We start from the raw sequence: 12612 nt of genomic DNA, 5'->3' as shown, positions 1-12612 counted from the left end.
TGGGTCACGAGGCGTGAGTGGCTGAACCGCTCACGCCCTGCCCAACAACCGCTCGAACCAGCTTGGCTCGTGCATCGGGCGCACTTTGCCATAAGCCTGACGGCGCAGCGACGCGTCACGATGCGGACGCGGCTGAACCCAATGGTCAGGCTGGCTTGAACGGTAGGAATGCACACACATTATACTGCTCCATCGCGGTAGTCGTTAGAGCAGGATTGGCACGCCAAGGGTCGCGCGAAGCTGAATTCAGCGTTCTACCATTGTTAATATTGGAGATGATTTTTCTGAATGGTAGTCAGGCCTTGCCGCGCTGCCAGATCAACCAGACCATCGCAGCGCTCGCAAGCGGCATAAGGTTTACATGGAGCGGGAGCGCGATCGCCCGCGTTGCAAACGGCGATAGCCAGAGAACCAGCAGGATGAGCTTGTCCCACGGACGGAAGCCGCCTTCCCGATCGCGCGCTTCTGCAACCAGCCACAGGGTTGGCAGAATGAGGAAGGCAAGATCGTAATTGAACAGGTAAGGCGATGCGAGCGGTGTCGCCGCCAATGCTAGCGCGCCGGATGCCGCCATATCGCCGCCGAAACGCTTCCAGCTGAGCCACACGAGAACGATCATACCGAGCGCTGTCAGGATATTGACGCCGAGCGCAATTTCATGGCCGCCCCAGATACGCAGCTGGCTGTAAAGTGTTGCCATGCGCAGGAAGAAGTCGTCGTCATCCTGCGCCATCAGGATTGCGCTTTTCTCCCAGCTGGTCGTGTAGGCTAGCATCGTCTCGGTGCCGAAAACAGCCCATGAAAACGCGAGCAAGCCAATTGCAGAGATACCCGCCGCAATGAAGGCTTTCCACTTGCCGCCTGCTGCTAGCCAGAACGGCAAGAGGACCGCCAGATGCGGCTTGATCACCAGCGCGCCTATCATCGCTCCGCCGATTATCGGACGCTTGCTTGCGAAGGCTACACCGCCGACCAACAACGCACCTGTAAGCAATCCATTCTGCGCGTGGCTCGCGGCAATCATCGCGCCTGGATAGGCAAGTATGAGAGGCCAGAAGCGCGGATAGACTTTCCAGCTGATCGCAAACCAGATCGCAAAGGTCGTTACCACCCAAGCGATCCACGCGATCGGATAGGGAAGCGCGCCGAACGGTGTAACTGCAAACAGGAATGGAGGCGGGTTCACGAATGCGAAGACTTCATCAAAACCGGTCGAGGCCTGCACCGCTTTCTGGAGCGCAATATCGTAAGTTGCCGCGGCCCCTTCCGTCAGCGTAATCTTTGCAGCGCCCCAGAAGGCGAGGAAGTCACTGCCCACGCCGCCCATCGCTTTCACATAAGTGTTCGCGATCATGCCGAGCGAGCCGAGGAAATATATGACTGCGTAAGCCCGGACCCGTTCTTTATCGAGCCAACTGGCATCGCGGATGTGCGAAATCATGCTTGGCTTGCGCATTGGCACTACAACGTTGTCTTCCTTCATGACCGTGCCTGTAAGCAATCAAGGTTAACCGATCGAGTGCAAAACAAACACTTTTCGCTCTCAGCTCATGCTCCACGCAAGGTGGGCGGGTGATGACATGGTAAACGCTGCGGTAACGCCGCGTTTAACAGGTTTTAACGCGCTCAAACTAAACAGGTTTCGCGTTATCGCGAAGGGGCAACAGGTGTTTCGATCACAATCGACAGCTCACAAGAAAGCTGAGTCGATCCTGCATGAGATTTATCGTCCGATCCTACGGGGGTATTTCGCGGCGTTCGCGCTGTATTACTTCGCGATGTTCCCGACCCATTTGCTGTATTTCACAGGGCTTGAGCGCATCCAGATGGGCAGCCTTTCGTTCATCGCGGGACTGATTGGGACTTACGGATTCTTACGGCTGCGCAAGCGCGCTCACCCCGACCATTCAGCCGCCATCTTCATGGTCATGAATATCAGTGTTGTCTTCAATGTGATGGCCGCGCTTACTATCAATTTTCAGCCGGAAAAACTCACCTATTTCGTCATGATGGTGATGGTATTCGGTCTGGCAAGTTCAAACCTTCGCCAATCGCTTTTGTCCATTGGCCTCGCTCTTCTCGCGATGCTGTATTTCCTGCCGCGCGCAGATGCGAGCACCGATCTTGTCTATGCCTTCCTGACTTTTGCTGCGGCGCTGGCATCGCTTTCCATCGCATACCTCCTTCGCAAATCGATCATGGATATCGCCAAGGCCAAACTGGCCGCACAGGGTCAGCTCGAAGAAGCCAAGGTTATCGGGCAGGAGCTACGCGAGAAATCGCTATCTGACAGCCTGACAAAACTGCCAAATCGCCGCGCATTCTTCGGCGCCCTGCGCAACACCTTGACGCGCGTGGGCGCTTCGCAGGACACCGATGAAGGTGCTGAGCGCGGCTGGCTGATTCTCATCGATCTCGATGGCTTCAAGGCGGTGAACGACATCCACGGCCACATGACCGGCGACGCACTGCTGCAGGAAGTCTCGCAGCGACTCAAACTTTGCACCGGTCAGGGAACACATGTGAGCCGAATGGGCGGTGATGAATTCAACGTGTTGCTTACCAGCTCGCAATACGAAGATGCGATCAGAGCCCGCTGCGAAGAGTGGCTAATGGCCATCTCAAAGCCTTATGCCATCGATGGTCGGCATGTGCAGATTTCCGCTTCGATCGGGTGCAAGGAGCTCGAACCAGGCATCAGCAGCCGTGCGCAAATCAGCCAAGCTGACTACGCATTGATGGTCGCAAAGAAGCAAGGCAAGAACCGTGTTGTCATCTTCAATGACGATCATGCTTTGCAAGCAGAAGCGCAGCATGAAGTGGAGCGGGCATTGCGCAATGCGAGCCTAGCGGACGAGATCACCCTTGTGTTCCAACCGCAGTTCGATCTCGCAAAGAACCAGATTGTTCGCGCAGAAGCGCTCGCGCGATGGGAAAGCCCGTCGATCGGGAATGTAGAACCGCGCCGGTTCATTAGGATAGCCGAAGAAAGCGGGCTCATTACAGGCATTACGCTAACAGTCGCGCAAAAGGCATTTGCCGCTCTTCGCGATTGGGCCGATCCCCTGCCTGTCTCCATCAACCTTTCGAGCTTTGACTTGATGTCAGACCCGACAATATCGCAGATCATCAAGCTGGCTGACGACTATGCGACCGACCCATCATTGGTCGAATTTGAAGTGACTGAGACCGCCATGATGGCCGATTTCGACAAAGCGAACGCCAATCTGCGCAAACTGACGGCGCACGGCTTTACTATCGCGCTTGATGATTTCGGCACAGGATACTCAAACTTCTCCTATCTGCGCGCATTGCCGATCCAGAAGCTGAAGATTGATCGCTCGTTCCTGGACAATCCAAGCGATCCCCTAACCAGCCAGATCCTCAATTCACTGGTAGGGATGTCGCGAGTCTTGGGGCTCTGCTGTCTCATCGAAGGCGTCGAAGACGAGATTGACCTGCTAATCGCCAAGCGCTCCGGAGTGGAGCTAATCCAGGGCTATTATACCGGCGAGCCCATGGCAGATGAGGAACTGCATCGATTGCGAGCCGCACAGCCGCGCGACTTGCCGCCACATGCAGTAAACGCATAACCGGACAGCCTCGATCGTTGGCGCAATAAGTCTAAACGTCGTTGTCAGGAAAATGGCAGGGGTGACAGGATTCGAACCCGTGGCCCTCGGTTTTGGAGACCGATGCTCTACCAACTGAGCTACACCCCTGCAGCAAGGGCCGCCCTCTAATGCGAAGCGCGACGCAGCGCAACCGGTGAGTTGCGAATTCATGCAATGGAATTCTGACGCTCTCTGCTAAAGCTTACGCTATGCACGCGCCGTTGCCTGAGCCAATTCCGGTAGAAATGCTGCTGCTTGCTTATCGCAGCGGCATATTTCCCATGGCTGACAGGCGCGATGATCCCGAGCTATTTTGGGTCGAACCGCGCGAGCGTGCCATCATTCCTTTGGACGGACTGCGAATTTCCAAGAGCCTGCGCAAGGCTTTGCGGCAAGAACGCTTTTCCGTCACCATAGACAAAGCCTTTGATGAAGTGATCGCGGCCTGCGCTGCTCCGCGCCCGGGTCATCCGGAAAGCTGGATCAGCATGCGTATCCAGGCGAGCTATCGTCAATTGCACGAAGCAGGCCACGCGCATTCCATCGAATGCTGGCGCGAAGGTGAGCTGGTCGGCGGTCTCTATGGCGTCAGCTTTGACCGCGTATTTTGCGGGGAAAGCATGTTCAGCCGCGAAGCGGACGCGAGCAAAGTCGCCTTGTGCTGGCTCGTCGCATTGATGCGCTATGCCGGGTTCCAGCTGCTCGATTGCCAGTTTATGACGGATCATCTGGCGCGGTTAGGGGCGCTGGAACTGCCGCAAGGCGACTATCTTGAACGCCTCGCGACCTCCCGAGGCTCAGCACAAATGTCTTTGCCGCGCGCGTATCAGGAAATCCTGATCGACGCGCAAGCGCATCATTCCTCGCCGGGGAAATTCATCGCGCAGTCTTTGACCCAAACGTCATAGATCGGGTGCTCGACGACGTTGACGCTGGGCGAGTTCTTGAAGAGCCACCCTGAAAAGACGCGGCTGAATTCATCCGAGCCTCGGTTCTGCACATCGACTTGAACGAATGCGCCTGTTTCCTGCGGCATTTCCCACGGAGCCGTGCGTTCGCAGGCGGAAAGCCGTACGATGACTGGGCCGATTTCTTGCGATTCGCCCGGGCGCAGCTCCAGATCCTGCGAGACATTGTTGCGTTTGTTGATGAGACCAAGCGTTGCGACGCGCTCTTCCATCGGCGTTGCGCCGGCGACTTGCTCGCTCAATTGCTCAGGCGCTTCGTCTTCGGCAGGCGCTGCGGCTGATTGTTCGGCATCTTCTGCTACTTCTGGATCAGGCTCAGCAGTGTCCTCGCTGCAAGCTGAAAGCGTCAGCGCGGCAAGTGCCGTAAAGCCAGAGAGCGCGAATGCGCGGGTCATGCTCAGCTTTCCGGAGACCAGGCTTCGTAATCGCCCACGGCCGCCGCGCGCTTGCCGCCCCGCTCCAATGCGCCTTGCGGGCGATAGGCATGGGCTGTGCCGGTCGCATTCGGGGTGTAGTCGGCTTCCCAGATGCGTGGCGCAGGCAGGAAACTTTCCGGCACATCTTCGCCGGAGCCGTGCAGCCAGCCATGCCATTCGGCAGGCACGCGGCTTGCATCATTAGCGCCGTCATAAATCACCCAGCGGCGCTCTTTGCCCGCTTCCTTTTGCTTGGAGCGGTAATATTTGTTCCCTTGCGCGTCAGTGCCGACATGCTCGCCCTTGCGCGCTGACCAAAGCATCGTGCCGATGGTCGCACCATCCCACCAAGTGAATATTTTTCCGAAGATTCCCATGGGCGACGCGATTAGCGGATTCGCGCGGCAAGGCCAAGTGGAAGAAAATCTACTCAGGTAATTCCCACGTCACGAGATCACCCGGCTTGATGCCAAGCTCTTCCGCGCGTCCGCCAATGATTTCAAATACGGCGATTGCAGGAGCAGCTGAAGGCACAGAATCTAGCGAATAGGGCTCCGCCATTGCGCCGATATTGATGATGCGGTTGTCCGGGCCGATGAAGATAATATCAAGCGGCAAGGGCGTATTCTTCATCCAGAAGCTGCGCATTTGCGCGCCTCTCGATGGGAAAAGCATGCCTTCAAACTCGCCTAGCTCGGTGCGGAACATCAGGCCTTGAGCTTGTTCGTTCGAGCTGGCGGCAAGCTCAGTATCGAAGACATAGGTGTTCTCACCCGACTGGACAGTGACTTCGATAATTTCGAGGCCGGAAACAGGATGCCTGTTCTGATCGGCGGCACTTTGTGAAGTGGTCTGTGCGCTCGCACTGCCGGTGTCTGCGGCCGAGCATGCTGCAAGCAGGAGCGCAAAAAACAGACCGAGTGCTCTCACCATGATGTGTTATCCTCTTCGTCCGCTGCTTCTGCGAGCCATTGATCGAGCTCTTCCTCGCGGGCAGCTTCGACGATGAAGCGCGCGCTTCCAAAATCATGCCCCGCCCGCGCCATAGCTGCAATCTGCTTTTCGCGGCGTGCCGGATCGACAGCCAGTTTAGCATATGGGCCGAAGCCGCGTTTTTGTGCGAGCCGGATCGCTGCTTCGCGCTTGGCATATTCACCTGGCGCGATCTCCTCGCGCAGTTCTTGCGATATGCCGGAATGCCGCAAGGTCTCTTCCACGCGTCGCGCGCCATAGCCGCGCCGCATCAACGATCCGGAGCGAGCGCGCGCATAAGCTTCGTCATCGACATAGTTGAGTTCGACCAGCCGCTCGACAATTGCACGCGGGTTCAATTCTTCGCCTTCAGCCACCCCGCGCTCGCGAATTTTGCGCTGCAGATAGCTCTCTAGCTTGGCTGCACTGGTCGCATAACGCGCGGCATAGGACAGCGCCAGATCGCGCAATCGCGTCTGATCAAGCGGTTTTGCCACTCGTCTTTGACGCTTGCGCGTTGACCGCATATTAGTTTCATCAGAAACCATAATGCCTTATTCGTGCCACACTCCTTGGGAATTGGTAAACCTTCTAAACTTGCGGGGGAGGGATATTCCCGCCATGGACACACGCATGGGTGCATTCAAAAGCACTGTAAACCACGGGTATCGCTGACTATTATGACCGACGCCGCTTTGACGCCGACGCCGAATGATTGTCCCCTACCACGTAAGCGGGCTGACTTCGCGACCTTCAATGAAGCCATCGATTACGCTGCGCGCAGCGAAAAGGGCCTTAATTTTCACGACATGCGTGGACAACTCGCACGGGTTTATACCTATGCAGAGATGCGTGAAGACGCGCTGGTCATGGCGCGCCGCCTCATTGCCGCAGGGATCAAGAAGGAAGACCGAGTCGCGTTGATCGCGGAGACTTGTCCTGAATTTGCCGCTCTGTTTTGCGCTTGCGTTTATGTCGGTGCATGGCCTGTTCCATTGCCTTTGCCGACCAGCTTTGGTGGCAAGGAAAGCTACATCGACCAGCTGGCGGTTCAGCTGAGCAGCTCAGATCCAGCGATCCTCATCTACCCTGATGAAATCGGCGAGATGGCTAGCGCTGCCGCTGCCAAGCAAGGCTGTCCAGGGACAAGCTGGGAGGACTTTGCAACCCGCGAAGCTCCAGAATGCGAGCTGCCTGAAGCCGATCCGGAAGACATTTGCTACCTGCAATATTCCTCTGGCTCGACCCGCTTCCCGACCGGTGTTGCCGTAACGCATCGCGCGCTCCTGCATAACCTTTATGGTCACGCAGTATCGATGAATCTGGGCGAGAATGACCGCTGCGTTAGCTGGCTGCCCTGGTATCACGATATGGGTCTAGTGGGCTGTTTCCTGTCGCTGATCGCAAACCAGTTCTCAGTTGATCTGCTCAAGCCCGATGCGTTTGCCCGCCGTCCGCTGGCTTGGCTCGACATGATCAGCCGCAACAAAGGCAACACTGCGTCCTACTCGCCAACCTTCGGCTATGACATCTGCGCGCGGCGTATCTCCAGCCAGACCAATGTTGCCGAGCGGTTTGACCTCTCGCGCTGGCGCATAGCCGGCAATGGCGCGGACATGATCCGCCCAGATGTGATGCAGCAATTCGTAAACGCGTTCGCAGATGCCGGCTTCAAGGCAAGCGCGTTTACACCCAGCTATGGCCTGGCGGAAGCGGTGCTCGCTGTCACAGTGATGCCACCAGGCGAAGGTATTCGGGTAGAGCTGGTCGAAGAAGAGCGCTTGTCCGGCACACCGCGCGACCTTTCGCGCCCTGCGCGTTACCGTGCGATCGTCAATTGCGGCAAAGCCTTGCCTGACATGAAAGTCGAAATTCGCGGCGAAAACGGCGATGCGCGGCCCGACCACCATATCGGCAAGGTCTGGTGCAGCGGACCAAGCGTGATGCATTCCTATTTCCGCAATCCGGAAGCGACGGAAGATTGCCTTGAAGACGGCTGGCTCGACACAGGTGACATGGGCTATCTTGCCGATGGCTATCTGTTCATTGTCGGCCGCGCCAAGGACATGATCATCATCAATGGCAAGAACCACTGGCCTCAAGATATCGAGTGGGCGGTCGAGCAATTGCCCGGCTTCAACCATGGCGATATCGCGGCTTTCTCTGTCGAGACCGAGAATGGCGAGGAAGCGCCCGCTGTGCTCGTCCATTGCCGCGTGTCCGACCCTGAAGAGCGTGTCCGTTTGCGCGATCAGATCGCTGACAAGGTCCGGTCTGTCACGGGAATGAGCTGCGTGGTCGAACTCGTGCCGCCGCGCACTTTGCCGCGGACGAGTTCTGGCAAGCTCTCCCGCGCAAAGGCGAAAAAGCTCTATCTCTCGGGCGAGATCGCTCCGCTTGAAATGGCGGCTTGAGCTTTACCTAATCGACATCGCCCCAGCGCAAAGTCACTTCTGACCCATTGCGCGTGATCAACCCCCGTTGCACGCGCTCGATGCCAGCATCGGCCAGCTCGGCTTCTATGCGTTCGACCAAATCCAGAGGTCCAGAGACGACGAGCGGGAAGCCGAGACGCCGCGCAGACCAGATTGCCAGATCGCGCGAGACCTCGCCTTGTTCAGTCAGGGCAATGGTCGGCATTCCCTCCTCGTCACGGCCACGTCGGAACGTGATAGAGGGCAATGGCTTTGCAGGCGGAAGAAGTTCGACAGTCCAGTCAGGTTCAGTCGCTGCGATGCGAGCCTCGAGCACATTGTATGTCGCAAGTGTCGCCCCTTCGAGATCAAGGGCGCGGACCAATGCGCGCTTGCGGCTGCGGTCGACCAGAACATCATCTTCCGTGACGCCCGCGACAAGCGCCAGACGCTTTGCCAGATCCTCAGCCTGCTCGCGCGCGTTGGCTTCCTCTCGTTCGCGTGCGGCAGACAATTGCGCTTGCTCCGCCGCGCTTGCACTGGTCCCGACCTGGAATTGCGTGAGCAGCAGCTCTACACTCTGTCCGAGGCGTCGCTCCAGCGCGGCGCTGATTTCCGCATCGGCATCGTCCTGTAATCGCGGCGTCAAGACCGTTGCATCGACAACCATCGGGTCATTGGCGAAGTCGATGTCGAACTGGTCGATCCGCGCGCTCGGGCCGAACGCATCCTGAAGCTCGTTGCGAACAATGCGCTGCGCGTTGGTTTCCCAGGCAATATTCTGAAGCGAGATAAACAGCGGTATCGCAAGGGCTATCACGACTGAGACGATGGCGAGGTTCTGGAATAACGTATTGCGCTCGCTCAATATTGTGCGGAAGCCATAGAGGCGCGCCATGCCCCACGCTGTAATAGCGATCGTGAGAAGGTTCGTCACATATAGCAGCAGTGCGCCAGAAAAGACCGTCCAGTTAAGCGTCGCAGCGCCATATCCGACCACGGCCAAAGGCGGCATCAATGCTGTCGCAATAGCCACGCCAACAATTGTACCCTCACGCCCGCGGATCATCGCATAGGCACCTGCCAGCGCTGAAAACAGCGCGACGAGCAAATCAAAAAGGTTAGGCCGGGTTCGGGCGGCAATCTCAGGCGTAATCGTCTGGATCGGCGAGAAGAACACGATCAAAGCGCACAACAGGATCGCCATCGCCGAGCCCCAGGCCAGCGAGCGTGCTGACTGTTTAAGCCAGCGGTAGTCCCCGATCGCCAGCGCAAAGCCCAATCCCATGATTGGCCCCATGAGCGGTGACAAAAGCATCGCCCCGATCACGACCGCTGGTGAAGACAGCAACAGGCCGAGGATCGCAATGCCGCCTGACATCGCCGTCATGAACAGATAGCGTTCGGACAGCGCACACTCATCGCGGCGTTTCTCGATCACGGCCGGCTGATCAACTGTACCGGTCACTTCCTGTCGCCACCAACGCAGCAGACTGAATTTCACGCTTGAAATTGACGGGCGCGGTGCCTCACCTTTTGGCACTGCGTCTTGCGATACCCGTCCTTCTATATCCGCCGGGCTCGGGATCGCGTCGCTTGCACTCGGCGTGTTGTCGTCTGCCATGCTTGGCATCCCCCACTTACTCAAGGGTTTGATTTACGCGGATTCGCCAGCCACGCAAGGCTACCGTTTGCAGCCTCGCTTTCGCTGGACGTTCGCCCGCGCTTAGGGCACATTCCCTTGAAGATTGTGTCTTAGAACACTAATACAGTAAAGAGAGCCATGCGCCCGTCCCATCCGGGCTGCCTGAGGGAGCGATACGCGAAGATATGAGCACGCAAGAAACGACGACTAAGACTGCAACCGATTTCGACCTGACGCCGCCTGATCCGGTACCAGTGGTCGCGGCTGAGAAGGCAGCAGGCCTCGTCCCAGTGGCCGAAGAGAAGAAATCCAAGCTGGACGAGAAAGTCGACAGCTTCGTCGCGGACTTGGTTGCCGAAGATGCGAACTCGCCCGCGTTTGGCGAAAAAGTCGATCAGATCACCCGCATGGGTCAGGAACAGATCCGCGCAGCCGCGGCCATGTCGAACCGTTTCCTGGATCGTCCGGTACGCGCAATGGATCAGGACAATGGTGTCGGCAATGATCTGCTTGAACTGCGCAAGACGGTCGAAGAGCTCGATCCGGGCCGCAAAGGCAAGCTGCGGGGACGCAAGCTGTTCGGAATCATTCCTTTCGGCAACAAGCTACAGCGCTATTTTGACAGCTACACTAGCTCGCAAGGCCACATTCAATCGATCCTCGAACGCTTGGCTTCAGGCAAGAAAGAGCTGCACGAAGACAATGCAGCAATCGATGTCGAACGCCAGAAGCTATGGGAAGCGATGGGCGAGCTGGAGCAGATGATCCATATCGCCAAGACGCTTGACGGCAAGCTCGAAGACAAGGCCGCTGAACTCGACAGCACGGACCCGGCGAAGGCAAAGGCGCTGCGTGAAAGCGCGCTGTTCTATGTTCGTCAGCGCACGCAGGATCTTCTCACACAAATGGCGGTGAGCGTGCAGGGTTACCTCGCGCTCGATCTCGTCAAGAAGAACAATGTCGAACTGGTCAAAGGCGTGGATCGTGCTTCGACCACAACGGTGGGCGCGCTGCGTACAGCTGTGACAGTTGCGCAGGCCATGACCAATCAGCGTCTGGTGCTCGGCCAGATCACATCTCTGAACCAGACGACCAGCGACATCATCGATTCAACCAGCACGCTGCTGCGCGAACAAACTGGTCAAATTCACGAGCAGGCGGCTGCCAGCACCATCCCGCTGGAGACGCTGCAACGCGCTTTCCAGAACATCTATGACACGATGGATGAAGTGGACGATTTCAAGGTTCGTGCTCTCGCCAGCATGAAGCAGACTGTTGAGACGCTGTCTGGCGAAGTTGAGAAATCGAAAGGCTACATCGCGCGTGCTGAGGGTCAGGCGCAGGCACAAGCCAAGGTCGCATCCGAGCCTTCCTTGCTGGCGCTCGATAGCTGAGGCCTGACAACAGATGGTCGATAGTACCCGCGAATCCGATCAAATCCTGAGCGCTGCTGGCAAGAGCCTCGCAGTGCAGCGCGATGGCGGAACGCATCGCCCTGCGCAAAGCATCGGGCGGGGTTCTGCAGATTTGAAAGCACGTCATTGGAAGAGCCGCATCAAGCGCATACTGATCGCTTTTGCTGGCATTTGGGCCGCCGCCGTGGCCATAGGCCTGATCATTGATGGGATCGGCTTCACCGGCATTATGCTGACGGTATTGGCCGCAATCGTCGCAGTCGGTGTTCTGTCGAAATATCCCAAAATCAAGATCCCCAAGCGTGCCGACCTCAAAAAGGGGGACGCGCGGCAAATGGTTGGCCGGACGGAACTTTGGCTGGAAGCGCAGCGCCCTGCTCTGCCCCCGCCAGCGGTACAAGTGGTCGATCAGCTTGGTGTGCAGTTGGACGCTCTCGGCCTGCAGCTTGAGACGATGGATCAGAACAATCCCGCGGTAAACGAAGTGCGCGAGCTCGTCGGCGAATATATCCCGGAGACAATCGACAATTACCGCAAGATCCCCGAGCAGCTTCGCAAGGAGAAACACGCCGGCAAAACTGCGGATGAGCGGCTCACAGAAAGCCTCACGAAGATCAGCGGTGAAGTCGACCGTGTGACCCGCCGCTTGGCTGAAGGCGCGCTCGATGATCTTGCGATCAAGTCCCGCTATCTGGATTATCGCTTCGGCGGACCTGAAGCCCTGGAGGATCACCGGTAATGCGCGTCGCTCTGCCCCATGAACTTGGCAAGGATGAAGTCCGACGCCGCTTGAAAGAACGCAGTCACGAGATCGCGGATTACATTCCTGGCGGCATGGCTCAGGTTGAGACCGGTTGGGCACATGATAACTGCATGACATTGCATGTGGCGGCCATGGGGCAGTCTATTGATGGCCAAGTCGAAATTGAAGACGATCAGGTTATCTTCATCGTCGAATTACCCGCTGCATTGGGTTTCATTCGCGGGATGCTGGAAGGCGCGATCCGCAAAAACGGCACCAAACTGCTCGAAAACGGATGAATTTGGCGCTTCGTGAGAGCGAAATCTCGCCCTAAGCCTTTACAAACTATGCCAATTGCGCCCAAACGGCTCACGGAATTGGCGTGCTCTCGCTGATTTGGTCGACAATCGCTGATAATTTGCTGAG

General features: G+C 57.4%; 13 protein-coding genes and 1 tRNA gene. 6 read left to right on the top strand and 8 right to left on the bottom strand.

From position 1 onward, the window contains the following. Positions 1 to 30: 30 nt before the first annotated feature. Together HUO12_RS12350 and HUO12_RS12345 are read right to left on the bottom strand one after the other, a co-directional pair. Positions 31 to 180 (bottom strand): hypothetical protein, encoded by a 150-nt coding sequence (locus HUO12_RS12350; protein WP_176273882.1) that lies wholly within the window; start codon positions 178 to 180, stop codon positions 31 to 33. A 115-nt stretch (positions 181 to 295) separates the two neighbouring features. Beyond that, the gene (locus HUO12_RS12345; protein ID WP_176273881.1) at positions 296 to 1483 is read right to left on the bottom strand and encodes a glycosyltransferase family 87 protein; all 1188 of its coding nucleotides are present in this window, start codon (positions 1481 to 1483) and stop codon (positions 296 to 298) included. 184 nt (positions 1484 to 1667) lie between these two features. Between HUO12_RS12345 and HUO12_RS12340 the strand changes: the two genes are divergently transcribed. Further along, a complete protein-coding gene (locus HUO12_RS12340) occupies positions 1668 to 3593 on the top strand; it encodes a putative bifunctional diguanylate cyclase/phosphodiesterase (RefSeq protein ID WP_176273880.1) in 1926 nt (641 codons plus the stop codon). Between the two features lie 53 nt (positions 3594 to 3646). On the opposite strand, the gene HUO12_RS12335 is transcribed toward HUO12_RS12340, so the two are convergent. Further along, a tRNA-Trp gene (locus HUO12_RS12335) sits at positions 3647 to 3722 on the bottom strand. Between the two features lie 101 nt (positions 3723 to 3823). Here HUO12_RS12335 and aat point away from each other — a divergent pair. After that, positions 3824 to 4522: a leucyl/phenylalanyl-tRNA--protein transferase gene (gene aat, locus HUO12_RS12330; protein WP_176273879.1), complete on the top strand. Its 699-nt coding sequence runs from the start codon at positions 3824 to 3826 to the stop codon at positions 4520 to 4522. On the opposite strand, the gene HUO12_RS12325 is transcribed toward aat, so the two are convergent. From HUO12_RS12325 to HUO12_RS12310, 4 genes are read right to left on the bottom strand one after another with little or no spacing between them, the layout of a single operon-like run. Then, positions 4471 to 4977: a DUF2155 domain-containing protein gene (locus HUO12_RS12325; RefSeq protein WP_176273878.1), complete on the bottom strand. Its 507-nt coding sequence runs from the start codon at positions 4975 to 4977 to the stop codon at positions 4471 to 4473. The two genes, aat and HUO12_RS12325, sit on opposite strands and share 52 nt — an antisense overlap. A gap of 2 nt (positions 4978 to 4979) precedes the next feature. Further along, a complete protein-coding gene (locus tag HUO12_RS12320) occupies positions 4980 to 5375 on the bottom strand; it encodes an NADH:ubiquinone oxidoreductase subunit NDUFA12 (RefSeq protein WP_176273877.1) in 396 nt (131 codons plus the stop codon). 49 nt (positions 5376 to 5424) lie between these two features. After that, on the bottom strand, positions 5425 to 5931 hold the full coding sequence (locus HUO12_RS12315; protein WP_176273876.1) for a DUF192 domain-containing protein: 507 nt from the start codon (positions 5929 to 5931) through the stop codon (positions 5425 to 5427). Further along, positions 5925 to 6467, bottom strand: coding sequence for a regulatory protein RecX (locus tag HUO12_RS12310; RefSeq protein WP_332310414.1), 543 nt, complete (start codon positions 6465 to 6467; stop codon positions 5925 to 5927). Before HUO12_RS12310 ends, HUO12_RS12315 begins: the two co-directional genes overlap by 7 nt. A gap of 183 nt (positions 6468 to 6650) precedes the next feature. On the opposite strand from HUO12_RS12310, the gene HUO12_RS12305 reads away from it, so the two are divergent. Further along, on the top strand, positions 6651 to 8384 hold the full coding sequence (locus HUO12_RS12305; protein ID WP_176273874.1) for a fatty acyl-AMP ligase: 1734 nt from the start codon (positions 6651 to 6653) through the stop codon (positions 8382 to 8384). Between the two features lie 7 nt (positions 8385 to 8391). Here the strand turns inward: HUO12_RS12305 and HUO12_RS12300 are convergent, their stop codons facing one another. Beyond that, positions 8392 to 10008 (bottom strand): TIGR00341 family protein, encoded by a 1617-nt coding sequence (locus tag HUO12_RS12300; protein ID WP_176273873.1) that lies wholly within the window; start codon positions 10006 to 10008, stop codon positions 8392 to 8394. A gap of 206 nt (positions 10009 to 10214) precedes the next feature. Here HUO12_RS12300 and HUO12_RS12295 point away from each other — a divergent pair, with 206 nt between their 5' ends. From HUO12_RS12295 to HUO12_RS12285, 3 genes are read left to right on the top strand one after another with little or no spacing between them, the layout of a single operon-like run. After that, positions 10215 to 11423: a toxic anion resistance protein gene (locus tag HUO12_RS12295; RefSeq protein ID WP_176273872.1), complete on the top strand. Its 1209-nt coding sequence runs from the start codon at positions 10215 to 10217 to the stop codon at positions 11421 to 11423. Positions 11424 to 11436: 13 nt separating this feature from the next. Beyond that, on the top strand, positions 11437 to 12183 hold the full coding sequence (locus tag HUO12_RS12290) for a hypothetical protein (protein WP_176273871.1): 747 nt from the start codon (positions 11437 to 11439) through the stop codon (positions 12181 to 12183). Continuing rightward, positions 12183 to 12485: a polyhydroxyalkanoic acid system family protein gene (locus HUO12_RS12285; RefSeq protein WP_176273870.1), complete on the top strand. Its 303-nt coding sequence runs from the start codon at positions 12183 to 12185 to the stop codon at positions 12483 to 12485. The genes HUO12_RS12290 and HUO12_RS12285 overlap by 1 nt, the downstream gene beginning before the upstream one ends. The last annotated feature ends 127 nt before the right edge of the window (positions 12486 to 12612 follow it).

Source organism: Altererythrobacter lutimaris (assembly GCF_013371495.1).
In the GTDB taxonomy this organism is placed as follows: Bacteria; Pseudomonadota; Alphaproteobacteria; order Sphingomonadales; family Sphingomonadaceae; genus Erythrobacter; species Erythrobacter lutimaris_A.
Note: the sequence above shows the minus strand (reverse complement) of the source record. Positions and strands in the feature narration are given on the sequence as shown.

Excerpts from the sequence above, each read along its gene's own strand:
- HUO12_RS12285 (WP_176273870.1), top strand. The coding sequence starts at position 12,183 with ATGCGCGTCGCTCTGCCCCATGAACTTGGCAAGGATGAAGTCCGACGC.
- HUO12_RS12295 (WP_176273872.1), top strand. The coding sequence starts at position 10,215 with ATGAGCACGCAAGAAACGACGACTAAGACTGCAACCGATTTCGACCTG.
- aat (WP_176273879.1), top strand. The coding sequence starts at position 3,824 with ATGCACGCGCCGTTGCCTGAGCCAATTCCGGTAGAAATGCTGCTGCTT.
- HUO12_RS12320 (WP_176273877.1), bottom strand. The coding sequence starts at position 5,375 with ATGGGAATCTTCGGAAAAATATTCACTTGGTGGGATGGTGCGACCATC.
- HUO12_RS12350 (WP_176273882.1), bottom strand. The coding sequence starts at position 180 with ATGTGTGTGCATTCCTACCGTTCAAGCCAGCCTGACCATTGGGTTCAG.
- HUO12_RS12325 (WP_176273878.1), bottom strand. The coding sequence starts at position 4,977 with ATGACCCGCGCATTCGCGCTCTCTGGCTTTACGGCACTTGCCGCGCTG.
- HUO12_RS12315 (WP_176273876.1), bottom strand. The coding sequence starts at position 5,931 with ATGGTGAGAGCACTCGGTCTGTTTTTTGCGCTCCTGCTTGCAGCATGC.
- HUO12_RS12290 (WP_176273871.1), top strand. The coding sequence starts at position 11,437 with ATGGTCGATAGTACCCGCGAATCCGATCAAATCCTGAGCGCTGCTGGC.
- HUO12_RS12345 (WP_176273881.1), bottom strand. The coding sequence starts at position 1,483 with ATGAAGGAAGACAACGTTGTAGTGCCAATGCGCAAGCCAAGCATGATT.
- HUO12_RS12300 (WP_176273873.1), bottom strand. The coding sequence starts at position 10,008 with ATGGCAGACGACAACACGCCGAGTGCAAGCGACGCGATCCCGAGCCCG.
- HUO12_RS12305 (WP_176273874.1), top strand. The coding sequence starts at position 6,651 with ATGACCGACGCCGCTTTGACGCCGACGCCGAATGATTGTCCCCTACCA.